Annotated in this window: 19 protein-coding genes; 8 read left to right on the forward strand and 11 right to left on the reverse strand. The window is 68.6% G+C overall.

Annotated elements, in window-relative coordinates; genetic code table 11:
- The first annotated feature begins 64 nt into the window (after window positions 1-64).
- The 3 genes from FHW78_RS11870 (at window position 65) to FHW78_RS11880 (ending at window position 2,027) form a co-directional block, all read left to right on the forward strand.
- The gene (locus FHW78_RS11870; RefSeq protein WP_183640544.1) at window positions 65-841 is read left to right on the forward strand and encodes an AMP nucleosidase; all 777 of its coding nucleotides are present in this window, start codon (window positions 65-67) and stop codon (window positions 839-841) included.
- The gene (locus tag FHW78_RS11875) at window positions 838-1,386 is read left to right on the forward strand and encodes a GNAT family N-acetyltransferase (RefSeq protein ID WP_343205558.1); all 549 of its coding nucleotides are present in this window, start codon (window positions 838-840) and stop codon (window positions 1,384-1,386) included. The genes FHW78_RS11870 and FHW78_RS11875 overlap by 4 nt, the downstream gene beginning before the upstream one ends.
- A gap of 101 nt (window positions 1,387-1,487) precedes the next feature.
- Window positions 1,488-2,027 (forward strand): DUF924 family protein, encoded by a 540-nt coding sequence (locus tag FHW78_RS11880; protein WP_183640547.1) that lies wholly within the window; start codon window positions 1,488-1,490, stop codon window positions 2,025-2,027.
- A gap of 362 nt (window positions 2,028-2,389) precedes the next feature.
- Here the strand turns inward: FHW78_RS11880 and grxD are convergent, their stop codons facing one another.
- A complete protein-coding gene (grxD, locus tag FHW78_RS11885; RefSeq protein ID WP_183640549.1) occupies window positions 2,390-3,319 on the reverse strand; it encodes a Grx4 family monothiol glutaredoxin in 930 nt (309 codons plus the stop codon).
- 54 nt (window positions 3,320-3,373) lie between these two features.
- Between grxD and FHW78_RS11890 the strand changes: the two genes are divergently transcribed.
- On the forward strand, window positions 3,374-4,165 hold the full coding sequence (locus FHW78_RS11890) for a polysaccharide deacetylase family protein (protein WP_183641383.1): 792 nt from the start codon (window positions 3,374-3,376) through the stop codon (window positions 4,163-4,165).
- A 107-nt stretch (window positions 4,166-4,272) separates the two neighbouring features.
- Here the strand turns inward: FHW78_RS11890 and FHW78_RS11895 are convergent, their stop codons facing one another.
- Window positions 4,273-4,926, reverse strand: a complete 654-nt coding sequence (locus tag FHW78_RS11895) for an SGNH/GDSL hydrolase family protein (RefSeq protein WP_183640551.1) — start codon at window positions 4,924-4,926, stop codon at window positions 4,273-4,275.
- A gap of 332 nt (window positions 4,927-5,258) precedes the next feature.
- Window positions 5,259-6,539, reverse strand: a complete 1,281-nt coding sequence (locus FHW78_RS11900; protein ID WP_183640554.1) for an aminotransferase class I/II-fold pyridoxal phosphate-dependent enzyme — start codon at window positions 6,537-6,539, stop codon at window positions 5,259-5,261.
- Between the two features lie 90 nt (window positions 6,540-6,629).
- Between FHW78_RS11900 and rsgA the strand changes: the two genes are divergently transcribed.
- Window positions 6,630-7,757 carry a ribosome small subunit-dependent GTPase A gene (gene rsgA, locus FHW78_RS11905; protein ID WP_183640557.1) on the forward strand — a complete coding sequence of 376 codons (1,128 nt, stop codon included), beginning with the start codon at window positions 6,630-6,632 and terminating at the stop codon, window positions 7,755-7,757.
- 643 nt (window positions 7,758-8,400) lie between these two features.
- The gene (locus FHW78_RS11910; protein ID WP_183640559.1) at window positions 8,401-9,657 is read left to right on the forward strand and encodes a flavohemoglobin expression-modulating QEGLA motif protein; all 1,257 of its coding nucleotides are present in this window, start codon (window positions 8,401-8,403) and stop codon (window positions 9,655-9,657) included.
- A gap of 3 nt (window positions 9,658-9,660) precedes the next feature.
- Here FHW78_RS11910 and FHW78_RS11915 read toward each other — a convergent pair whose 3' ends face one another.
- From FHW78_RS11915 to FHW78_RS11940, 6 genes are all read right to left on the reverse strand, one after another.
- A complete protein-coding gene (locus tag FHW78_RS11915) occupies window positions 9,661-10,056 on the reverse strand; it encodes a RidA family protein (RefSeq protein ID WP_183640562.1) in 396 nt (131 codons plus the stop codon).
- Between the two features lie 31 nt (window positions 10,057-10,087).
- Entirely contained in the window at window positions 10,088-11,515 is a 1,428-nt protein-coding gene (locus FHW78_RS11920) for a D-aminoacylase (protein WP_183640565.1), read from the reverse strand.
- The gene (locus FHW78_RS11925; protein WP_183640567.1) at window positions 11,515-12,378 is read right to left on the reverse strand and encodes a MurR/RpiR family transcriptional regulator; all 864 of its coding nucleotides are present in this window, start codon (window positions 12,376-12,378) and stop codon (window positions 11,515-11,517) included. Before FHW78_RS11925 ends, FHW78_RS11920 begins: the two co-directional genes overlap by 1 nt.
- A gap of 19 nt (window positions 12,379-12,397) precedes the next feature.
- On the reverse strand, window positions 12,398-13,753 hold the full coding sequence (locus FHW78_RS11930) for a gluconate:H+ symporter (protein ID WP_183640569.1): 1,356 nt from the start codon (window positions 13,751-13,753) through the stop codon (window positions 12,398-12,400).
- A gap of 18 nt (window positions 13,754-13,771) precedes the next feature.
- Complete coding sequence (locus FHW78_RS11935; protein WP_218533369.1) at window positions 13,772-15,037, reverse strand: amino acid deaminase; 1,266 nt, start codon at window positions 15,035-15,037, stop codon at window positions 13,772-13,774.
- 128 nt (window positions 15,038-15,165) lie between these two features.
- Window positions 15,166-16,329 carry a porin gene (locus tag FHW78_RS11940; RefSeq protein ID WP_183640574.1) on the reverse strand — a complete coding sequence of 388 codons (1,164 nt, stop codon included), beginning with the start codon at window positions 16,327-16,329 and terminating at the stop codon, window positions 15,166-15,168.
- A 114-nt stretch (window positions 16,330-16,443) separates the two neighbouring features.
- Between FHW78_RS11940 and FHW78_RS11945 the strand changes: the two genes are divergently transcribed.
- Entirely contained in the window at window positions 16,444-17,115 is a 672-nt protein-coding gene (locus tag FHW78_RS11945) for a response regulator transcription factor (RefSeq protein ID WP_183640577.1), read from the forward strand.
- Between the two features lie 12 nt (window positions 17,116-17,127).
- Here the strand turns inward: FHW78_RS11945 and FHW78_RS11950 are convergent, their stop codons facing one another.
- Entirely contained in the window at window positions 17,128-18,303 is a 1,176-nt protein-coding gene (locus FHW78_RS11950) for a porin (RefSeq protein WP_183640580.1), read from the reverse strand.
- 119 nt (window positions 18,304-18,422) lie between these two features.
- Window positions 18,423-21,095 (reverse strand): PAS-domain containing protein, encoded by a 2,673-nt coding sequence (locus FHW78_RS11955; protein ID WP_183640582.1) that lies wholly within the window; start codon window positions 21,093-21,095, stop codon window positions 18,423-18,425.
- A 265-nt stretch (window positions 21,096-21,360) separates the two neighbouring features.
- On the opposite strand from FHW78_RS11955, the gene FHW78_RS11960 reads away from it, so the two are divergent.
- Complete coding sequence (locus FHW78_RS11960) at window positions 21,361-22,704, forward strand: dicarboxylate/amino acid:cation symporter (protein WP_183640584.1); 1,344 nt, start codon at window positions 21,361-21,363, stop codon at window positions 22,702-22,704.
- Window positions 22,705-22,767: the final 63 nt, after the last annotated feature.

Raw genomic sequence — 22,767 nt, forward strand, 5'->3', positions numbered from 1 at the left:
CTTGCCAAGTGCGGGAGGCCGTGCGTGCGAGAATGACCTGATAACAACGAGAACGAGGATGCCCATGAAGGACAAGAACGAAATCGTCGACAACTGGCTGCCGCGCTACACCGGGGTGCCGCTGGACCAGTTCGGCGAACACATCCTGCTGACCAACTTCGGCGGCTACCTCAACACCTTTTCGCAGTTGACCGGCGCGCCCATCGTCGGCCTGGACCGGCCGATGGCCAGCGCCACCGTCGACGGCATCACCATGATCAACTTCGGCATGGGCAGCCCGAACGCGGCGACGATGATGGATCTGCTCTCCGCGATCATGCCCAAGGCCGTGCTGTTCCTGGGCAAGTGCGGCGGCCTGAAGAAGAAGAACCAACTGGGTGATCTGGTGCTGCCAATCGCGGCCATCCGTGGCGAAGGCACCAGCAACGACTACCTGCCGCCGGAAGTCCCGGCGCTGCCCGCGTTCGCCCTGCAACGCGCGGTCTCGACGATGATCCGTGATCTGGGCCACGATTACTGGACCGGCACCGTCTACACCACCAACCGCCGCGTGTGGGAACACGACGACGCGTTCAAGGAACGCCTGCGGGTGATGCGCTGCATGGCGATCGACATGGAGACCGCGACGGTGTTCGCCGCCGGCTTCGCCAATCGAATTCCGTGCGGCGCGCTGCTGCTGGTCTCGGACCAGCCGATGATTCCGGAAGGGGTCAAGACCGAGGCCTCCGACGCCAAGGTCAGCTCGGCGTTCGTGCAGAACCACATCAACGTCGGCATCGAGGCGCTCAAGCTGATCCGCCGCAACGGCAAGTCGGTCCGGCACCTGAGGTTCGACGAGTGAGCCAGGCGACGGAACGGCCGGTGATCCGCGTCCGCCGCGCCGCCCTGGGCGACGAGCAGGCGTTGGCCGCGGTGGGCGCGGCCAGCTTCCTGGAAACCTTCGCCGGGGTGCTGGAGGGCGCGGACATCCTGCGCCATTGCCATGATCAGCATGCGGCGGCGCTGTACGCGCGCTGGCTGGCCGATCCGGAACTCCGGATCTGGCTGGCCGAACTCGAGCCCGGTGCGGCGCCGGTGGGCTATCTGGTGCTGTCCCCGGCAAACCTGCCGGTGTCGGACCCGCAACCCGGCGATCGCGAGGTCAAGCGCATCTATCTGCTGCACCGCTTCCAGGGCCACGGCATCGGCGCGGCGTTGATGCGCGCGGCCATCGACGAGGCGACCGCGCTGGGCGCGCCGCGCCTGCTGCTGGGCGTGTACGCGCACAACCACGCGGCGATCGCGTTCTATCGCAAGGCCGGCTATGTGCCGGTCGGCGAGCGCCGGTTCCAGGTCGGCGGACGCGAATACGACGACCAGCTGCTGGCGCTCGCACTGCCGGGCTGAATCCCGCGGCACGTCCACGGAACGCTGCGTGCGGCGGCCGATGCGCCGTTGCGCCGCCGCAGCGGTTAGCCTTGCCGGCGGACACGAATGGAGATTCCGAGATGAGCGACGCCCGCCGCGTGATCGAGTTCTGGCGCGATGCCGGCTACGAAAAATGGTTCGCCCGCGATGAAGCTTTCGACGATCGCTTCCACGACGAGTTCCGCGAACTGCACTTCCGCGCCGCGCGCCGCGAACTGGAAGGCTGGATGGACCAGGCCGAGGGTGCGCTGGCGCTGGTCCTGCTGCTGGATCAGTTTCCGCGCAATTGTTTTCGCGGCAGCGCGCACTCCTACGCGACCGACGGATTGGCGCGCCACTACGCGGCGCGCGCGGTCGATGCCGGTTTCGACGGAAGCGTGGAACCGGCACTGAGGATCTTCTTCTACATGCCGTTCGAACATTCCGAGGCGCTGGCCGATCAGCAGCGCTCGCTGGATCTGTTCAACGCCACCGGCGATGCCAACTACATCCGCTACGCGCAGCTGCACTACGACATCATCGCCCGCTTCGGCCGTTTCCCGCACCGCAATCCGGCGCTGGGACGCGGCTCCACGAACGAGGAACTCGCCTATCTGGCCGAGGGTGGTTTCAGCGGGTAGGGTGGCCGGGTTCCGTGGACGACGGCGGCTTTGCTCCCGGCCTGCCCCCATCCGCCCCCGTATCACGTACGGGGCAAGTTCTGCGGGCACCTTCCCCCGCACGCGAGGGAAGGATGTCGCCCGTTTTTCTGGTTACCGGGGATAGCCAGAACATTCCCCTCCCACGCCTGCGGGGGAGGGTGGATAGGGGCCGCATCCGGAGCACGTCGTTCCGCCGTGCATGGGCAACGGCGAATGCCCCCACCTTCCCCGCATGCGGGGAAGGAGAACGCGGGAAGTCCGGACCGGCTCGAATCCCCACGCGCACGGCAAAAAGAAAAACGGCGCCTTCCGGCGCCGTTTCCTCGTTCGATGATGATTGATCAGTACTTGTTGATCGTGCCGTCGACCTCATCGGCCCAGGCATTGATGCCGCCGGTGACATTGTAGACCCGGGTGAAGCCGCGGGCGCGGAACTCCTCGGCAGCCTGCTGGCTGCGGCCGCCGCTGCGGCACAGGAATGCCAACGCGGTGTCCTTGGGCAGGTTTTCCAGATCCGCGCGGCCGTTGCCGTCGAAGGTCTTGAACGGCACCGCGACCGCGGCCATGGCGCGCTCGTCGGCCGGACGCACGTCCACCAGCAGTACCTCGCCGGCGCGGACCTTGGCATCGGCCTCCATCGGCGACAGCGCCTGCACCGGCTTGGGTGCATTCGGGTTGTCGATGGCCAGGCCCTTGCCGCGGATGTCGTCGACCCAGTCGATGGTGATGCCGTCGGCGCGGCGCGCGCTACCCAGATCGAACTGCACGCGCACGCCGTTGGACTCGGCGGCGATGGCGTTGGCGTCGAACTGCGCCAGCTGGAAGTTGGGCTGGAACTGGGCGTTGATCGCCAGCGCCAGCGTGGCACCCGGGCCGGCGTCGGCGACCGCGTTCTTCAGCATCTCGGCGGCGGCCGGGGTGATGGTGATCGCCGGCGGCGTGCGGTCCGGCGCGTCCAGGCCGAGCAGGCCGGCCAGTTCGCCGGAATTGGTCATCTGCTCGATGATGTCGCTGCCGCCGACCAGCTCGCCGTCGATGTACAGCTGCGGGATGGTCGGCCAGTCGCCATAGGCCTTGATGCCTTCGCGGATTTCCTGGTCGGCCAGCACGTTGACGTGCGCGTAGTCCACGCCCAGCGCGCCCAGCGCGCCGACCGCCTTGGCGGAGAAACCGCATTGCGGCATGTTGGGCTGGCCCTTCATGAACAGCACCACGCGGTTGGACTGCAGGAGGGATTCGATACGGGCGCGCAGGGCGGGGTCGAGGGACATGGACGGCTACCGGAAGGCGGAAAGGGAATTTTACGCCCCATGGCATCATGGGGCATGACCCGCGCAAGAACACTGCATCGCGTCCCGCGCCGGCCCGGCTTGATATTGGGCCTGTTGGCGTTGTCGCAAGTGGCGGTCGCGGCGGTGTGGTGGCGCTGGGGATGGCGGGTCGGCCTGCCGGCGATGCTGCTGACCCACCTGACCGTGGTCTGGGCGACCCTGTACCCCCGCGCGACCCTGCTGTGCCCGGCGCTGTCCCGCCTGCCGACGACGCGGCGCGAGGTCTGGCTGACCATCGACGATGGGCCGTCCGCCGATACCGCGCCGATGCTGGATCTGCTGGAACGCCATGGTGCCCGGGCCACGTTCTTCCTGGTCGGCGAGCGGGCGCTGGCGCAGCCGGAACAGGTGCGGGACATCCTCCGCCGCGGACACGGCATCGGCAACCATAGCGCCAGCCATCCGGACACCCGTTTCTGGCGGCTCGGTCCGGCCGCGATGGAGGACGAGATCGGCCGCAACCAGTCGCTGCTGACGGTGGTGTCCGGTCAGACGCCGCGCTGGTTCCGCTCGGTGGTGGGGATGACCAATCCCTTCGTCGGGATGTCGCTCAAGCGCCACCGGCTGGCTCGTGTCGCCTGGAGCGCGCGCGGGTTCGACGGCGTGGATTGCGATCCTGACCAGGTGCTGGCGCGACTGACGCGCGACATCGCGCCCGGCGCGATCGTGCTGCTGCACGAAGGCGCCGCGCACGGGCACAACGTCGAGATTCTCGCGCGCCTGCTGGAATGGCTGGCGCGGGAAGGCTATGCCACCGTGGTGCCGTCGGAACACCCTCCCGTGTAGAGCCGAGCTTGCTCGGCTGAATCCCACCGAAGGCCCTGCGTCCCGGGCACAGCCGAGCACGGCAGCCGAGCAAGGCAGCCGAGCAAGCTCGGCTCTACGCGAAGGGATCAGGCGTGGGCGAGCAGGCGATGCGCCACCGGCAGGGCCAGCCGGGTCCATTCGGCGTACATGGCCGCGGACGGATGCAGGCCGTCGTCGGCCAGCATCGCGGCTTCGGCGCCGCGCGCGCGGCTGGCCGCGGTGATATCGACGAAGGCCACGCCGCGTTGCGTGCAGGCCAGCCTTGCGGCCTCGTTGTACGCATCCAGTTCGCTGGCGATGCGGGCGGTGTCGCGGCCTTCCTTCACCGCGAAGGGGGTCACGCCCCAATCGGGAATCGACAGCACCAGCACCCGTTCCGGCCGGTTGCCGGCGAAACCGATCGCGCGCCACAGCAGCGCCGCGAACTGCACGCGGTATTCCTCGACGTCACGACCGCGGTACTGGTTGTTGACGCCGATCAGCAGGCTCACGAAATCATGCGTGCCCAGCGGCTCCTGCGCGGTGATCGCCGCGTCCAGTTCGTCGGTGCTCCAGCCGGTGGTGGCGATGATGCGCGGGTCCGCCAGCGGAATGCCTTCGTTGCGCAGCGCCTGCGCGAGCTGCACCGGCCAGCGCCCGTTTTCGGGCACCGATTCACCGATGGTGTAGGAGTCGCCGAGCGCCAGATAGCTCAATTCGGGCAACAGGGCGGTGGTGTGTGGAGTGGCGGCGGTGGTCATGCGCGCATTCTGCGCCGGATGGCCGCCGGTTCAAAGGCCGTCTGACCAACCCGATGGCGTGGGGGCGGGGAAGGCGTCGCGACTGACGTCGCTCCCACAGGTTGCAGCTGGCGCATGGGGCCGCTGGCCCGCGAAGTGTTCGAGCAGGAAGCAGGGATGCCACCGATGCGCCATCCCTTTCCTTGTGGGAGCGACGTCAGTCGCGAAGGCGACCAAGCTGCACGCCTTTCGGAATTTCCGTGAAAAGCTCGCGACTCACGTCGCTCCCACAACTGGGGCAGGAGTTTCTGGTTTCACCGGCAGGGGAGGCGGGAAACCACGGGCGCCCCGGCTCAGGCCGCGGCGGGGCGCGAACGTCCCTTGATTGGCACCACCTTGGTGGCGGCCTCGGCGCGGCGATCCAGGGCGCGGCCGATGCGGACGAAGACTTCGCGCATCACCGCCGCCTCGGGCAGGAAGGTCACCCGGAAGTGGTTGCGGTAGGGCACGTTGAAGCTCGAACCGGGCACCACCAGCACGCCTTCGGTTTCCAGCAGGTCCAGGGCGAAGGCGTGATCGTCGAAGCCCTTGGCGGCGTCGCCGACCACCGCCGGGAACGCGTACAGCGCCGCGTCCGGACGCACCAGTTCCAGGTGCTCGCTGGCGTCGCAGGCCTCGATGATCGCGCGGCGGGTCTCGTACAGGCGTCCGCCCGGCGAACAGAGTTCGGTGATGGTGTCCGGGCCGTTGACCGCGGCTTCCACCGCGTACTGGCCGGGCACGTTGGCGCACAGGCGCAGCGCGCTCAGCAGGTCCATCGCCTGCAGGTACTCGCGAACCCGTTCGATGCTGCCGGACACCACCGCCCAGCCGACCCGCCAGCCGCAGGCGCGGTGGACCTTGCTCAGGCCGCTGAAGGTGATGCAGGGATGATCGCCGGCCAGCGGCGCGACCGGCTCGAATCGCGCGCCGTCGTACAGCACCTGGTCGTAGATTTCATCGACCATCAGCAGCAGCTTGTGCTTGGTCGCGATGGTGACGATCCGCTCCAGCAGTTCGCGCGGATAGATGGCGCCGGTCGGGTTGTTCGGGTTGATCAGCACGATCGCCTTGGTACGCGAGGAGATCAGCTGTTCGATTTCGCCGGGATCCGGCAGGAAGTCGTTTTCCGGCGTGCAGCGGTAATAGACCGGGCGGCCGTCGTTGAGGATGGTGGCGGCCGACCACAGCGGGTAGTCGGGCGACGGCACCAGCACTTCATCGCCGGGGTTGAGCAGCGCGCGCAGCGACACGTCGATCAGCTCGCTGACGCCGTTGCCCATGAACACGCGATCCGCGCTGGCATGCGGGGTGCCGCGCCGGGCATAGGCGGCGGCGACCGCTTCGCGCGCGGCCGGCAGGCCCTGCTGGTGGGTATAGGGGTCGGTGTGGTCGATATCACCCACGATCGACTTCTGCAGATGCGCCGGGGCACGGAAACCGAAGGCGCCGGGGTTGCCGATGTTCAGCTTGATCAGCTTGCGTCCCTGGGCCTCCAGCTCGCGAGCTCGCCGAGCCAGCTCGCCACGGATTTCGTAACGGACTTCGGAGAGGCGCTCGCGCACGGGCAGCTGGAACGGGGACGGGGCAGACATGGCAATGGTTTTGGGGAGTTGGACGGCCAGCTTAACGGAAATTTATGCAGCCGCGCGCCGCCCGGTTTAACAGGCGTCTAGAATCCCGCCATGCCCGCAAATCCCGCACACGCCCCCCTCGACCTCGCCTCCCTGCGCGCCATCGGCTGGCCCTGGCCTGGCGAACCGGAGGACCCTGCCTGGGCGGCCCTGCTGGCGGCCCACCCGGCGGCGCGGCCTGCCAGGGTGACCGAGCAGCACCGCTCGGGGTATGTCGTGGCCGACGGCCCGGACACCGCCATCAAGGCCGAATCCCTGCCCGAATGGCAGCGCCGCCCCGGCTTCCGCAAGGACGGGTCTCCCGCCCACGAGCGTCCGGCGGTTGGCGACTGGGTGCTGCTGGAAGGCAAGCGCATCGTCGCCCTGCTTCCGCGGCACACCGGCATCAAGCGCGGCGCGGCCGGCGAGCACTACCAGCAGCAGGTCATCGCCGCCAACGTGGATGCCGTCTTCATCGTTTCGGGCCTGGACGCGGACTTCAATCCGCGCCGGATCGAGCGCTACCTGCTGCTGGTCGGCAGCGGCGGGGCGCAGCCGGTGGTGGTGCTGACCAAGGCCGACCGCCATGAATACGCGAGCGATGCCATCGAAGCGCTGGCCGACGTGACCGCGCAGGACGTGCCGGTGTTCGCGCTCAACGCCAAGGATCCCGACGGCGTGGCGGTACTGGCGCCCTGGTTGCAGCCGGGCCATACGGTGGTGCTGGTCGGTTCCTCGGGAGCGGGCAAATCCACCCTCACCAACACCCTGCTGGGCGACGACCGGATGAAGACCGGCGAGGTCCGCGAGAGCGATTCGCGTGGTCGCCATACCACCACCCATCGCGCGCTGATGCCACTGCCGTCCGGCGCCTGCCTGATTGACACCCCCGGCATGCGCGAACTCAAGCCGACCGGCGAAGAGGATCTGGTCGAAGGGGGCTTCGCCGACATCGAGGCATTGGCCGAACAATGCCGCTTCCGCGATTGTTCGCACCAGCGTGAACCCGGTTGCGCGGTACGCGCGGCGATCGAGCGCGGCGAGCTGGACGAGGAACGCTTCCTCAATTACCTGAAACTGCGCGACGAAGTCGCCAGCGCGGCCGGCAAGCTGGCCACCCGGCTGGCGCAGAAGGCCGAAGCCCGCGTGCAGGTCAAGGCGCTCAACAAGCGCCTGGACGACAAGTACGGACGCCACTGATGCGCCGTCACCTCCCTTGTAGGAGCGACGTGAGTCGCGACGGCGACTCGGTTGGAAGCCTTCTGGATTTCGATCAAAAGCTCGCGACTCACGTCGCTCCTACAGGTTGCAGCCGGTATGCCGGACAGCTTGACCGCGAAGCGCCCACGCAGGACGCCAGGATACGACCGACGCGCCATCTCCTCCCTTGTGGGAGCGACGTGAGTCGCGACGGCGACGCAGTGGGAAGCCCTTGGAGTTTCCGCCAAGAGCTCGCGACTCACGTCGCTCCTACAGGTTGCAGCCGGTATGCCGGACAGCATGGCCGCGAAGTGCCCACGCAGGACGCCAGGATACGACCGACGCGCCATCTCCTCCCTTGTGGGAGCGACGTGAGTCGCGACGGCGACCCGGTTGGAAGCCCTTGGAGTTTCCGCCAAGAGCTCGCGACTCACGTCGCTCCTACAGGTTGCAGCCGGTATGCCGGACAGCTTGACCGCGAAGCGCCCACGCAGGACGCCAGGATGCGACCGACGCGCCATCTCTTCCCTTGTGGGAGCGACGTGAGTCGCGACGGCGACCCGGTTGGAAGCCTTCTGGATTTCCGTCAAAAGCTCGCGACTCGCGTCGCTCCTACAGGGTGGGGCGGATACGGGGCATCGGCATGGACACGATGAACCTGTCTGCCGACATCGCCCATCATGCCGCGCTGGACGCGCGCCTGGTCAAGGCGGTGCGCGGCATCAAGCTGCTGAGCCTGGCGAGTTGGCCGGCCGCGTTGCAGGCGCCGTTCCTGGAAGGAATGGAGCGTGGCAATCCGCGATTGCCGAAAGTCGAATACCCCAAGCTGGATTTCAGCGAGGCCCGCCGCGAACTGGAAGCGATCGCGCATGCCGCCGATCCGGCGCATCCGCTGGGTCGCTATCTGCGCGAATCGGTGGACAGCTGGTCGGTCGCCGCGCAGTTGCTGGAATGCCTGGGCACGCCCGCCGTGACCGCGCATTCGATTACCCTGTTCGGCACGCCCGAAGCGCCCTTGCCCGGCAACGGACCGACCACCCGCGACGCCGCCCGCCACTTCATCGCCATCGCAGAGGACATGGATCGCGAGTTGCTGGCGCCGGAAGAACAGATCCCGGTGTCGGCGACCGCGTTGCAACTCCAGTTGCAGGGCGACCTGGATGATTTCTTCGATGCGCGGGTGATCACGGTGGAGCTGGATCCGGATCTGATCGCCAAGGCGGCGGCCGGCGCCACCCGCATCCGCCTGCGCCATGGCGCCGCCTTCAGCGACTACGACCGTCGGCAGCTCCTGCAACACGAGGCGCTGGTGCATTCGCTGACCGCGCTCAACGGCCGCGAGCAGCCCTTGTTCCCGAGCCTGGCATTGTCGTCGCCGCGCATCACCGAGACCCAGGAAGGGCTGGCGACCTTCGCCGAGCAGATCACCGGCAGCATCGACATCGAACGGATGAAACGGATCAGCCTGCGCATCGAGGCGATCGCGATGACCCTGGCGGGTGCGGATTTCATCGAGGTGTACCGCTACTTCTGCAAGGCGGGCCAGAATCCGGCCGAGAGCTTCGCTTCGGCGCAACGCGTGTTCCGCGGCGTGCCCACCAGTGGCGGCGCGGCGTTCACCAAGGACACGGTCTACCTGCGCGGCCTGATTGCCGTGCACACCTTCTTCCGCCATTCCCTGCAGCGGGACCGCCTGCAACTGTGCCGGCGCCTGTTCGCCGGCAAGATGACGCTGGGGGACGTGGCCCTGTTCGAGCCATTGTTCGACGGCGGCGTGCTGGCGCCGCCACGCTGGCTGCCGACCTGGGTCAGCCGCGCCAACGGCCTGGCCGGCACGCTGGCGTTCTCGCTGTTCGCCAACCGCATCCGCATGGACCAGTTGACCGAAGTACCGGTGTGACGGTCAGCGCGCGGGGCGCTTGTAGGCCACGCAGTCGACCTCGACCTTGCAGTCCACCACCATCCGGTTCTCAACGCAGGCGCGCGCGGGCGGATGCTCGCCGAAGTAGTGCCGGAACACCTGGTTGAAGGCGGCGAAGTCGCGCGCGTCGTCCAGCCAGACGCCGCAGCGGACCACGTGTTCGGGGCCATAGCCGGCCTCGGCCAGGATTGCCAGCACGTTGCCGATGGCCACGTGCGATTGCTCGGTGACGGTGCCGCCGATCAGCTCGCCGTCGCGCATCGGCACCTGGCCGGACACGTACAGCCAGCCATCGGCCTCGACCGCGCGCGAGAACGGCATGTGCTGCCGGCCCTGGCCGACGCCGCCTTCGGCGCCATAGCGCTTGATGTCGCTCATGTGGATACCTCTCGGATTTCGGGAAGATTCTTCAGGCCGGTGCCAGGAAACGGCCGCTGCGCGCTCGGGTGACCGCGTTGCCGTCGTAGGCCAGTTCGCCGTTCACCCACACCGCGTCGATGCCTTCGGCGGCGCGCATCGGATCGTGATAGTCGGCGGTATCGCGCACGCGTGCCGGATCGAACAGCACCAGGTCCGCGTGCCAGCCCTCGCGCAGCAGGCCGCGCCCGGGCAGGGCGAAGCGGCTGCCGGGCAGGCCGGTCATCTTGTGAACGGCTTCGTGCAGCGGGAACAGGCCCTCGTCGCGCGCGTAATGGCCGAGCACGCGCGGGAAGGTGCCCCACAGGCGCGGGTGCGGGCGCGGATCCCGCGGCAGGCCGTCGGATCCGATCATGGTCAGCGGATGGCGCAGGAACCGGCGCACGTCTTCCTCGTCCATGCAGAAGTACACCGCGCCGGCCGGTTGCAGGCGGTTGGCGGCTTCATGCAGCGACACCCGCCAGTCGGCGGCGATCGCGGCCAGCATCCGTCCGCCCTGATCCGGATGCGGTTCGGACCAGGTGATCAGGATGTCGTAGGCGTCGGTGACCTGTTTCAGGTCCAGGGTGGAAGCGCTGGCCGCGTACGGATAGCAGTCGCAGGCCACGTCATGCTCGCCGGCGGCGTCATCCAGCCACGCCAGCACCTCGCGGCTGCGGCCCCAGTTGTCGATGCCGGCGCATTTCAGGTGCGACACCCGCACCGGGGCGCCGCTGTGGTGGCCGACCGCGCGCGCTTCGTCCAGTGCGGGCAGGATGCCGGCGAACTCGTCGCGCAGATGGGTGGCGTAGAGGCGATCGGCGGGCAGGTCGCGGGTCAGTTCCAGCACCTCGCGCGCGGGCGCGGCGAACGCGGAGGCGTAGGCCAGCCCGGTGCTCAGGCCAAGCGCGCCCTCGGCGATCGCCGCGCGCAATTGCGACCGCATCGCCGCGATCTCCTCGTCGCTGGCGGCGCGATCCAGCCGATCCATGTGGTTCTGGCGCAGCGAGGTGTGCCCGACCAGCGCGGCGACGTTCAGTGCCGGACGTGCGTCCTCCACCGCACGCCGGTAGTCGGCGAAGCGCGGATAGCGGAACTCGCCCGGCTCGCCGAGCAGGTTCATCGGGTCGGGTACCGCGTCGGCGGTGTTCACCGGACTGGCACTGATGCCGCAGTTGCCGACCACGATCGTGGTGACGCCCTGCGACAGCTTGCTGGTCATGGCGGGATCGCGGATGACTTCCAGATCGTCGTGGGTATGCACGTCGATGAAGCCTGGGCTGACCGCCCGCCCGCAGGCGTCGACGACGCTCGCCGCGTCGCCGTCCAGGCGGCCCATCGCGGCGATGCGGCCGGCGCTGACGCCGATGTCGCCGCGCGTGCCGGCGGCACCGCTGCCATCCAGCAGCAGGGCATCGCGGATCAACAGGTCGTAACGCATCAATCCCCCAGCGGCAGGCGATTCTCGCCGCCGCGGTAGTTGTCCAGCGCGAACTTGATCCGGCGCAGCCGCTCGCGGCTGTCGTCGGCGATATGCAGCGCCAGGGTGGTGGCCAGCACGTCCACCGCCAGCATCATCGCGTAACGCGAGGCGGATGGCTTGAACACGAAGTCGGTTTCGTCGATGACGATCGGCAGCAGCCAGTCGGCGCGCTCGGCCAGCGCGGTGTCGGCGCGGGTGATCGCACCGACCTTCGCACCGTAGCCGCGCGCGATGTCCACCGCCGACAGGATTTCCGGGGTGATGCCGCTGACCGACAGCGCCACCACCATGTCCTCCGGGGTCAGGGTCGCGGCGACCACCTTCAGCGAGATCGCATCGCTGTAGGCGGCGATCGGGCGGCCGAAGCGGACCAGCCGGTTCTGCAGCTCCAGACCGAACACGGTCGAGCAGCCACCCATGCCGAACACGTAGATCATCCGCGCCGAGGCCAGCGCCTCGGCCAGCGACTGCACCACCTGTTCCTGCAATCCGCCGACGTTGCGGCGCAGGCAGCTCTCGATGTCGGCGCAGATCTGCGCGTACAGCGCCGAGCTGGGCGGGGTGTCCTGGTCGTCCAGGAAGCGCTTGCCGACCGCGCTGGCCTCGGCCAGGCGGGCGCGCAGTTCACGCACGTTGTCGCAGTCCAGCGCCTTGGCGAAGCGCGAGATCGCGGCCACGCTGACGCCCGCCTGTTCGGCCAGTTCGGCGATGCCGGACTGCGCGGCGCCGTCGATGTCGGCCAGGATGGTGTCGGCGATCCGTCGCTCGACCGGACTCAGCTCGTGCAGGCGCTGCTTGAGGTGGTAGACGATGTCGTACATGGCGGTCTCCGGCCGGTCGTCAGTGCAGTGCGGCGATGCCCAGCACCAGCAGCAGTGCGGTCACCGAAATGAGGGTTTCCAGCACGGTCCAGGTCTTGAAGGTCTGGGCCACGCTCATGTTGAAGTATTCCTTGACCAGCCAGAAGCCGCCGTCATTGACGTGCGACAGCACCAGCGAGCCTGCCCCGGTGGCCAGTACCAGCAGCTCCGGATGCGGGTAGCCGGCGGCCAGCGCGACCGGCGCGACGATGCCGGCGGCGGTACTCATCGCCACCGTGGCCGAACCGGTCGCCACCCGCATCAGCGCGGCCACGGTCCAGCCCATCAGCAGCGGCGAGAGCTGGAACTCGTGCGACAGGCGGGTGATTTCCTGGGCCACGCCGGTCTTGACCAGGATGCCGTTGAGACCGCCGCCGGCGCCGACCAGCAGGGTGATGGCGGCGGTGGGCGCCAGGCATTCCTGCGAGAACTTCAGGATCTGCTCGCGGTTGAAGCCGCGCATCAGGCCCAGGGTGACGAAGCTGAGCAGGGTCGCCAGCAGCAGCGCCACCACCGAATGGCCGATGAAACGCAGCACGTGGTTGGCGGCGCTGCCGGGTGCGGCCAGTTCGTCCGCCCAGCCGCCCAGCAGCATCAGGCCGACCGGCAGCAGCAGGGTCGCCAGGGTGATGCCGAAGCCGGGCAGTTCGGCGTCGGGGATCTCCCGTTGGCCCCGGTTGAGCAGCGCGGCTTCCATCGGGTTGTGTGCCGGCAGGGTGACATGGCGCGATACCAGCCGGGCGAAGATCGGTCCGGCCAGCGCGGCGGTGGGCAATCCGACAATCAACGCATAGAACAGCGTGCGCCCGACGTCGGCCTGGTATTCGTGCACCGCCAGCATCGCGGCCGGGTGCGGCGGCACCAGGCCGTGCACCACCGACAGGCCGGCGACCATCGGCAGGCCGACCAGCAGCAGCGGCACGCCGGTGCGGCGGGCGACGTTCAGCACGATCGGAATCAGCAGCACGAACCCGACCTCGAAGAAGATCGGCAGGCCGATGCAGAACGCGATCAGCATCATCGCCCAGTGCACGTGGCGGGTACCGAAGCGCCGGATCAGCGTGCGCGCGATGCGCTCGGCGCCGCCGGATTCGGCCATCAGCTTGCCCAGCATGGTGCCGAGGGCGACGATCAGCGCGATGTGGCCCAGGGTCTTGCCCACGCCCTGTTCGTAGGCCGGCACGATGTCCGGTGCCGGCATGCCGGCCAGCAACGCCAGCCCGAGCGAGACCACGGTGATCGAAATGAAGGGGTTGAGGCGGTAGCGCGCGATCAACACCACCAGGGCGACGATCGACAGCGTGGCGTACAGCAGCAACAGGTTTCCTGGCGTCATGCGTGCTGTTCCCGCCGATCAGAAGAAGGTTTCGACGGCGCCGACGACGCGATGCGCGTCGTCCACCACCAGCAGGTGGCGCCATTTGTCGAAGGTCAGGCAGGGATGGGAGATATCGAAGCACAGCAGATCGCCGACCTTGAGGTCGTCGTCGGCATTGAGCTGCAGGAACGCGTGCTGATCCATCATCGCGCCGATACGCCAGTGGGAAGGCGCGTCGGCGGGCGTGGCATGGCCGGGGCGATGATGCAGCACCGGTTGCGGGAAGCCGGCATCGAACGCAGCGTCGCGCTTGCCCAGGCCGATGATCGCGCGGTCCGGTTCCGGACGCGACTGCACGCAGGCCCACAGTCGCAGTGCCGGCAACAGGCCGCGCCCCATGCGCTGCGCGACCGGATTGGAGGCGTGGATGCGGCTGGCGGCGTCGCGATAGATGCCCACGTCGTGGGTCAGGTAGCAGCCCGGACGCAACACCACTTGCGCCTGCGGATCCGACACAAGCGCCGCGAATTCTTCCGCGACCACGTCGAACCAGGCCGAACCGGCGCCGGAAAGCAGCGCGGGCGACTCGCCGAATCCGCCGGCGGCGCGGATTGCCTGCCATTGCGCCAGCGTACGCCGCAGCAGCGCGCGCACGCCGGCCTCGTCCTTGACCACGCCCTCGTAGACTTCCACGCCGACCAGCGCCACCGCGTCCGGCCAGCGCGCGATCTCGTCCAGCACCGCGCGCGCCTGCGCCTCGTCGCGCACGCCGGTGCGTCCGCCTTCCGCGCCGACTTCCAGCAATACCCGGATGCGTTGTCCGCGTGCGCCGAAATGACGACCCAGCGCGGCGACGTTGTCGGCCGAATCCACCACGCAGGCGAACCAGAAGTCCGGATCGCTTGCCTGGAGATCGGCGATCACATCGAAGTTGCCCTTGCCGACGAGCTGGTTGGCGAGCAGGACCCGCCGCACGCCGTGCGCGTGGGCCGCCGCGGTCTGCGGCGCGGTCGCCAGGGTGATGCCCCACGCGCCGGCATCCAGCTGCATCCGGAACAGCGCCGGACTCATCGTGGTCTTGCCGTGCGGTGCGAGCCGGCAGCCATAGGCCTCGGTGAACTCGCGCATCCAGGCCAGGTTGTGGCGCAGGGCGGATTCGCTCAGTACCGCCACCGGCAGGCTGACCTGTTCCTCCAGGATCGACAGGGGCCGCGCCGCCAGCCCGGAAGGCGTCCAGGCATCACCGGCCGGCAAGCCTTTTCCGGTCAGCGGCGCGTCGGAATGAAAGTAATTTTCTCGCACGAACCGCCTCCCCTGTGCACGGCCACGTGACATCGTGGCCGTCTATTGTGTAGCACAGGAAGGGTTGGATGAAAATTATTTTCTCGCGGTTCCGTGACCCGTAACCGGGCGCAGGGCCGGCGGGTGCGTCAGAAATCGAACTGGACGCGGCCGGCCAGTACGCCGGTGCGATCCAATGTTCTTCCGCTCACTTCATCACGGCGCCGGCTGTCGGTCCAGTCCAGCATCACCCGGAAGTGCTTCGGCGCATACCAGTTCACGCCCACCGTCCATGCGTCCGCCGACAGGTCGCGGCGGTTGAGCGGCCATTGCCTGCCCTCGATGTGGTCGTAGCGCGCCACCAGTTCCCAGGCGCCGCCGCGTCGCTGCGGCTTGAGCTGGACGAACCGTCCCGCCTTGGCGTCGTAGGGGCGGGACTCGCCGGTGAGCAGCCAACTGGCTTGCAGATAACCGGCCTCGACCCGCCCGCGCTGCCGACCGTCGTCGTAACGGGCGCCGCCGTATTCGGCCTGCCAGGACCAGGCGCCGTGCACGCCCGCCGCTTCCAGGCCGTACTTGTCCACCGAGACGTCGCGGCCACTGCGGAAATCCACCAGCGACAGCCGGCTGTTGTCGCCGAAGTAGCCCGCCACGCGCGGCTGCACGCGCAGCGCGGGCGCGCCATCGGCGCCGGGATGGTCGTAGCGCTCGTGTGCCAGCGCGCCGCCGAAATGCAGCACCCGCCCGGCCTCGCGCCACGGCGCGTAGCCGGCACGCGCGCCCGCCGCGCGGCCCTTGGCCTGCCAGACGTCGATGCTCTCCAGGCTGTAGACGCTGCCGCTCCAGAACACGCCATCGCGATGGCCGTTGACGCCCAGGCCCAACCGGTAGGACGGCGCCAGGGTCTGCGCCAACCAGCTGCGTTCGACCGCCAGGATGTGGTTGGAACTGCCGCGGTCATCCAGCGTGTAGAACTGCTTGAACTGGCCGAGGGTCACGGTGGTGTTGCCGAAGCTGCGGGCCAGATAGGCGTCGCGCGCGACCGGCCGGTGACCGGCGAAATCCGCTTCCAGCTTGTAGTCGACCACGTAGAACCGGCCGGAAATCGCCAGCCATGCCGCACGCAGATCGTCACCGTCGCGCTCGGCGGTGCCGCGTGCGTCGTTGTCGAAGCGCGCGAAGTCGTAATGCAGCCGGCCGGTCGGCTTGAGGGTCAGTGCGTCCTCGGCTTGGGCGGCGGGCACGGTCGCCAGCATGAGCGGGGCCAGCATGAACGGAACCGCCAGCGGCACGCGTCGATTGGAAAATGGCATCCGCTCTCCCTCGGAACCGGTTTGGAAGGGGGCGAAGATAACAGCCCGACCACCGGCTCCAATAACGCATTGGTACTAGGGCACCGGCGCGCGGCGCGTGCCACACTGGCGGCCATGAGCCTGGCCCGGGTCCTTGTCGCCGATGATCATCCGCTGTTCCGCGCAGCGGTGCTGCATGCGCTGCGCGAGGAAATCGAAGTCGGCCAGACCCTGGAAGTGGCCAGCGTCTCGGCGCTGACCGAGGCGCTGGCCGTGCATCCGGACGTGGATCTGGTGCTGCTGGATCTGACCATGCCGGGCGCGCGCGGATTCTCGTCGCTGGTCTGGCTGCGCGGCGAGCGTCCGGATATTCCGGTCATCGTGATTTCCTCCAACGATCACCCGCGCGTGATTCGTCGCGCGCAGCAGTTCGGAGCCGCCGGTTTCATTCCCAAGTCCGCGCCGGCCGAGGCGATCCGCACCGCCGTCACCGCGGTGATGGGCGGCGATACCTGCTTCCCGCCACTGGCCGCTGAACGTTCCGAACGCGACGCCCAACTGGCCGCGCGCCTGGCACGCCTGACCCCGCAGCAGTTCCGGGTCCTGCTGTGCGTGGCCGACGGCCTGCTCAACAAGCAGATTGCCTACGAGCTTGGCCTGGCCGAGAACACGGTGAAGGTGCACGTCACCGCGATCCTGAAGAAACTCGAGTGCAACAGCCGCACGCAGGCGGCATTGCTGGTGAAGGCGCTGGAGCCGGAAGGCGATCCGGATCCGGCATCGGACACTTCCGGCGGCGCATCCTAGCGCCCGGCGAAATCAGAAATCCCATTGCACGCGGCCGGCCAGGGTGCCGGTATGGTCCAGCAGCTGATCCCGCGTGCGGTCCTGGCGGCGGCTGTCGATCCAGTCCAGCATCAGCCGCACGTTGCGCCGCGGATACCAGTTGACGCCGACCGTCCAGGCGTCGGCCGCCAGCCGCTGCCGCCGGCCTTCGCCGTTGCCGCTGGCGGTGATGCGGTCGTAGCGCGCCATCAGTTCCCATGCGCCACCCGAGCCCTGCGGTTGCACCTGGCCGAAATGGCCGCCGCCGACGTCGTAGGGCCGGCGCTCGCCGGTGAGCATCCAGGTCGCCATCACGTAATGGGCGGCGATGCGATCACGCCGCAGATCGTCGTGGTAGCGGCCGCGTGCATATTCGGTCTGCCAGGACCATGCGCCATGCACGCCGGCCGCTTCCAGCCCGCGCTTGTCCACCCGCACGTCGCGTCCGTCGCGGTAGTCGGCCAGGACCAGCGCCGGCCGGCGGGAGAAATGGCCCGCGGTCCTGAGTGGCACCCGCAGCGGCGCGGAACCGCCGATGCCGGGATGATCGTGGTGCTCGCGCATCACCGAGCCGGCCAGGTGCAGCAGGTCGCCGTCATCGCGTGGAAACACCCGGCCCGCGCGTCCGCTGAAGCCACGGCCCTTGATTTCCGGAACGTCGAAGCGGCCCAGCCTGCCGGCGCCGACGCCCCAGAACCAGCCGGCGTGATGCCCTTCCCAGCCGATACCGACGCGGTGCGGCGAAGCCAGCGTCTGGGTCAGGTAACTGGATTCCACCGCGGGCCGATGGTTGAAGCTGACCCGCTCGTCGAGCGCGAAGTATTGGCCCATCTGGCCCACGCTGATCACGCCGCGGGCGGGCGAACCGAGCTCGCGGCTGAGCCACACATTGCGCAGGGCCCAGTGCGTGGGCGCGACATCCACCTCGGCGCGATAGCCGAACCCCTGCCACTTTCCGGTCACGCCGAGCCAGGCCAGGCGCAGGCCATCCCGGCCGCGCGAGGAAACACCGCGATCGCCGTTGTCGAAGCGCGCGAAGTCGTAGTAAATGCGGCCGGTGGGCCGGATCGCCTCATCGGAGGCGCATGCCCCAGGGACGACCAGCAGGATGGCCGACAGCGCGAACAGCGGAACGGATGCCCGCGGGCATCCCGGGATGAAGTGATGCATCGAAAGCCCTCGCAGGAAACATGCGGAGGCATGTCAGCGCATCGGCGGGGCGGGAATCGCGCATTGACCTGCAATGAAAGCAAGCCGGGGATGACGGGAAACCGATCGAGCAAAGGATGTCAACGCGAGCGCTGGTAGAGATGGGTCATCAGCGAACGCAGCGCGGACGTGCGCGCCTGCTTGGACAGGAAGCCCCAATTCCGTTCCCGCGCCAGCGCCCGCAGTGCTTCGTCCTGCTCGGCGGTGAACAGCAGCACGGCCGGCTCGCGTTGCCAGCGACGCGCCAGTTGCCCGAACAATTCCGGGCCGGTGACGTCGTCGCCCAGCCGCACGTCCAGCAACAGCAGATCCGGCACGCCGTCGGCGCGTGCCGCCGCCAGGGCCTGCTCCACGCCGCCGGCCAGTTCCACCCGGCATCCCCAGCGTTCCAGCAGCAGGCGGGTCGCGCGAATCACCCGCGCGTCGTCGTCGATGCACCAGACTCGGCAACCGGCCAGCAGCGAATCGGTGGCTGCTTCTTCGGTCGCCGTCGATGCGTCTTCCGCGCCGGGCCCGTCTTCCGTTGCCGGGGCGGCGGCCGATACGCCGCGCGGCACGCGGATCGAGAACACGCTGCCGTGTCCCAGTCGCGAACGCAGGCCGATGCAATGGCCGAGCAGGCGCGCGATCCGATCCACGATCGCCAAGCCCAGGCCGGCGCCGCGCTCCTCGCCATCACCATCCAGGCGGCGGAATTCCTCGAAGATCTCCTGCTGCCGCGCCTCCGGAATGCCGGGGCCGGTGTCGTGGACCTCGATGCGCACCTGATCGCCCTGGCGACGGCAGCCCAGCACGATCCGCCCGCGCGGCGTGTAGCGGATGGCGTTGGACAGGAAGTTCTGCAGGATCCTGCGCAGCAGCGCTTCGTCGCTGCGCACCACCGCCGAAGTGGCGACCCGCTCCAGGCGCAGGCCGCGTGCCGCGGCGAGGATGCCGAATTCGCGCGCCAGCGTCGCCAGCAGCGGATCCAGGGCGAAGTCCCGCACGTGCGTTTCCAGCGCGCCGGATTCCAGTCGTGAGATGTCCAGCAGGCTGTTGAGGATGCCGTCCTGCGCGGCCAGCGCGTTGTCGATGTTCTCGGCGATGTCCCGCGCGCCGGCATCCGGCAGGCGCCCGCGCAGCGCCGACAGGAACATGCGCGCCGCGTTCAGCGGCTGCAACAGGTCGTGCACCGCCGCGGCGACGAAGCGGGTCTTGGAGCGGTTGGCGTCCTCGGCCTCGCGCTTGGCGTCGGCCAGGTCGCGGGTGCGCTCGTCGATGCGGCGGCTGAGCGTATCGGCCAGCGAGCGCAGGTCGCGGGCGGCGTTCTTGTAGGCGGTGATGTCGGCGTAGCTGGTGACGAAACCGCCATCGGGAAGCGGATTGCCGCGGATCTCGATGACGCTGCCATCGCCGCGCTCGCGTTCGTGCATGTGCGGCTTGCCCGAGCGCAGGTGGTTGAGCCTGCGCTCGATGGCTTCGTCGATGGGGCCGGGGCCGAGCAGGCCGCGATTGGCGTTGTAGCGGAACACGTCGGCGATCGGACGGCCGACCTGGATGAAGCCCGGCGGAAACCGGAATAGCTCGATGTAGCGCCGGTTCCAGGCCACCAGGTTGAGCTGGGCGTCGACCACGCAGACGCCTTGAGGCAGATGCTGCAGGCTGGGGCTTTCGCCATAGTCGGCGGCGTGCGCGGCCTGCACCAGCCCATCCTGGGCGCTGCGCAGTTCCTGCGCGTGGTGCTCGACCAGGCGTTCCAGCTCCACCCGGCTGCGCTCGCGCAGTTGCGCCAGCCGGCGCCGCTGCCACAGCACGAAGCCCAGCAGCGCCAGCACCAGCAGGCCGGCCGCCACCGCCGCGGCCATCGTGCGCGCGGCGGCGACGCTGTCGTGGGTGGAGCGCAGCAGGTTCAGTGTCCAGCCCTGCCGCGGCAGTGGCTGCGACACCCAGATCACGTCACCCGCGTCGGGCAGGCGCACGCGATGCACCTGCTGGCCGAGATCCGCCGTGATCCGGTATTCCAGCGGCAGGCGCGGAATCTGCCCGTACTGGCGCGTGCGGGCGAGCCGTTCCCGGGCGGCCGGGGTCAGGGCGTGCAGTACGCGGTAGCGCCAGCCGGTGCGGCTGGAAAGGAAGATCACGCCATTGGCGTCGGTGACGAACACGATCTCGGGGGCTTCGGCCCAGGTTCGTTCCAGCGGCCGCAGCACCACCTTCACCACCACCACGCCGATCGGTCGTCCGGCTTCGTCGCGCACCGCTTCGGACAGGAAGTAGCCGGGCACGGCGGTGGTGACGCCCTCGGCATAGAACGTGCCGCTGCCTTCGCGCATGGCCTGCTGGAAGTAGGGGCGGAAGTGGTAGCGGTTGCCGACGTTGCTGGCGTCGGCCATGCGCCAGTTGCTGGCCGCCAGCGCCAGTCCATCCCGATCCAGCAGGGTGAGAGTGGACGTGGCCGCGGCGCCGTTGACGCGCTCTAGCTTGCGGCTGAGTCGCTCCGAATCGGCCGCATCGACGTTGCCGTGCGCCAGTGCCGCGCGGATGTCCGGATCCAGCGCCAGCACCGCCGGCAGCACCCGGTGGCGTTCGATCAGCGATTGCAGCGCGTCGCCGTGCAGGCGCAACTGCTCGCGCGCCTGCGCCGCATCGCCGAGCAGGCTGCGGCGCTCCAGCTGGCGCATCGCGACCAGGCTCAGCGTGGCGATGGCGATCGCCACGACGGCCAGCAGCAGGAACAGGCCGGTGCGACGGCGGGGCGTGCGGAAGAAAGGCATGGCGGGATGGTCACGCAGACCGGTCCGATGCACCAGACCCTGTTCAACCTTTCCCCGACCCCGCGGCGCCCGCCCAATCGCCTGCGCGCGGGACGGAAAATCCCGGCGAATCCGCGTGCCGGTGGCGGCTGGCGCCACGATTGCATGGCCGGCGGCGCGGCGACGCCTAATACCATTGGATTAGCTAGTACCAATGCGTTATCGGCACCGCGCGTTCGCGGACGTACAACAGCCACCGAAGCGAAAACCTTCGTCGAGGTGTCCCATGCACGTTTCCACCGAATCCGCTCCGGCCGGCGCCGGCCCCCGCCTGCCGCTCCACCGCCAGTTGTACGTGCAGGTGCTGGTGGCGATAGCGCTGGGCGCGCTGTTGGGTCACTTCGAGCCGGCCTTCGCCGAACAGCTCAAGCCGTTGGGCGATGCCTTCATCAAGCTGGTGAAGATGATCATCGCGCCGGTGATCTTCCTGACCATCGTCACCGGCGTGGCCGGCATGACCCACCTGAGCAAGGTGGGACGCGTGTTCGGCAAGGCGATGGTCTATTTCCTGTTCTTTTCCACCCTGGCGCTGGTGGTGGGCATGGTGGTCGCGCACGTGGTCCAGCCCGGCGCGGGCATGAACATCGACCCGGCCCAGCTCGACGCCAAGGCGGTGCACGACTACGCCGAGAAGGCGCACGAGCTGACCCTGACCGGATTCCTGCTCGACATCATTCCCGGAACGCTGGTCGGCGCGTTCGTCTCCGGCAACATCCTGCAGGTGCTGCTGATCGCGGCGCTGTTCGGCATCGCGCTGGCGATGACCGGCGAGCGCGGCCGTCCGGTGCTGGACCTGCTGGAAGCCTTGACCGTGCCGGTGTTCAAGCTGGTGCACCTGCTGATGAAGGCCGCGCCGATCGGCGCGTTCGGCGCCATCGCCTTCACCATCGGCAAGTACGGCATCGAATCGCTGACGAACCTGGCCTGGCTGGTCGGCACCTTCTACGTCAGCTCGCTGCTGTTCGTGCTGGTGGTGCTGGGCACGGTGGCGCGCCTGTGCGGCTTCTCGGTGCTGCGGCTGGCGCGCTACCTGAAGGCCGAACTGCTGCTGGTGCTGGGCACGTCCTCGTCCGAATCGGCACTGCCTTCGCTGATGGAGAAGATGGAGAAGGCCGGCTGCGAAAAATCGGTGGTCGGCCTGGTGGTGCCCACCGGCTATTCGTTCAACCTGGACGGCACCAACATCTACATGACCCTGGCCGCGCTGTTCATCGCCCAGGCCACCAACACCGATCTGACCCTGGGCCAGCAGATCACGCTGCTGCTGGTGGCCATGCTCAGCTCCAAGGGTGCGGCGGGCGTGACCGGCGCCGGCTTCATCACCCTGGCGGCGACGCTGTCGGTGGTGCCGACCGTGCCGGTGGCCGGCATGGCGCTGATCCTGGGCGTGGATCGGTTCATGAGCGAGTGCCGCTCGCTGACCAACTTCATCGGAAATGCCGTTGCGACCGTGGTGGTTTCGCGCTGGGAAGGCGCGCTGGACCGGCAGAAGCTCGATCAGGCGCTGAGCGGCGGCGCGACGGGCGAGGACATCCTGCTGGAATCCCCGTTGCCCGCCCACGCGGACTGAGACCACTCACCCTTGCCGTTTCCCATCCGATCCATGGCACCGGAAAGCCGGCAGACCCCGGCC

It is taken from the genome of Pseudoxanthomonas sp. OG2, assembly GCF_014192765.1.
GTDB classification, from domain to species: Bacteria; Pseudomonadota; Gammaproteobacteria; order Xanthomonadales; family Xanthomonadaceae; genus Pseudoxanthomonas_A; species Pseudoxanthomonas_A beigongshangi.

What these genes read in the sequence shown, in the direction of transcription:
- FHW78_RS11910 (WP_183640559.1), top strand. Translation starts at nt 8,401, where the DNA reads ATGGACACGATGAACCTGTCTGCCGACATCGCCCATCATGCCGCGCTG.
- FHW78_RS11895 (WP_183640551.1), bottom strand. Translation starts at nt 4,926, where the DNA reads ATGACCACCGCCGCCACTCCACACACCACCGCCCTGTTGCCCGAATTG.
- FHW78_RS11950 (WP_183640580.1), bottom strand. Translation starts at nt 18,303, where the DNA reads ATGCATCACTTCATCCCGGGATGCCCGCGGGCATCCGTTCCGCTGTTC.
- FHW78_RS11940 (WP_183640574.1), bottom strand. Translation starts at nt 16,329, where the DNA reads ATGCCATTTTCCAATCGACGCGTGCCGCTGGCGGTTCCGTTCATGCTG.
- FHW78_RS11920 (WP_183640565.1), bottom strand. Translation starts at nt 11,515, where the DNA reads ATGCGTTACGACCTGTTGATCCGCGATGCCCTGCTGCTGGATGGCAGC.
- FHW78_RS11960 (WP_183640584.1), top strand. Translation starts at nt 21,361, where the DNA reads ATGCACGTTTCCACCGAATCCGCTCCGGCCGGCGCCGGCCCCCGCCTG.
- FHW78_RS11900 (WP_183640554.1), bottom strand. Translation starts at nt 6,539, where the DNA reads ATGTCTGCCCCGTCCCCGTTCCAGCTGCCCGTGCGCGAGCGCCTCTCC.
- FHW78_RS11870 (WP_183640544.1), top strand. Translation starts at nt 65, where the DNA reads ATGAAGGACAAGAACGAAATCGTCGACAACTGGCTGCCGCGCTACACC.
- FHW78_RS11930 (WP_183640569.1), bottom strand. Translation starts at nt 13,753, where the DNA reads ATGACGCCAGGAAACCTGTTGCTGCTGTACGCCACGCTGTCGATCGTC.
- FHW78_RS11890 (WP_183641383.1), top strand. Translation starts at nt 3,374, where the DNA reads ATGACCCGCGCAAGAACACTGCATCGCGTCCCGCGCCGGCCCGGCTTG.
- FHW78_RS11880 (WP_183640547.1), top strand. Translation starts at nt 1,488, where the DNA reads ATGAGCGACGCCCGCCGCGTGATCGAGTTCTGGCGCGATGCCGGCTAC.
- grxD (WP_183640549.1), bottom strand. Translation starts at nt 3,319, where the DNA reads ATGTCCCTCGACCCCGCCCTGCGCGCCCGTATCGAATCCCTCCTGCAG.
- FHW78_RS11945 (WP_183640577.1), top strand. Translation starts at nt 16,444, where the DNA reads ATGAGCCTGGCCCGGGTCCTTGTCGCCGATGATCATCCGCTGTTCCGC.
- FHW78_RS11925 (WP_183640567.1), bottom strand. Translation starts at nt 12,378, where the DNA reads ATGTACGACATCGTCTACCACCTCAAGCAGCGCCTGCACGAGCTGAGT.
- rsgA (WP_183640557.1), top strand. Translation starts at nt 6,630, where the DNA reads ATGCCCGCAAATCCCGCACACGCCCCCCTCGACCTCGCCTCCCTGCGC.
- FHW78_RS11915 (WP_183640562.1), bottom strand. Translation starts at nt 10,056, where the DNA reads ATGAGCGACATCAAGCGCTATGGCGCCGAAGGCGGCGTCGGCCAGGGC.
- FHW78_RS11955 (WP_183640582.1), bottom strand. Translation starts at nt 21,095, where the DNA reads ATGCCTTTCTTCCGCACGCCCCGCCGTCGCACCGGCCTGTTCCTGCTG.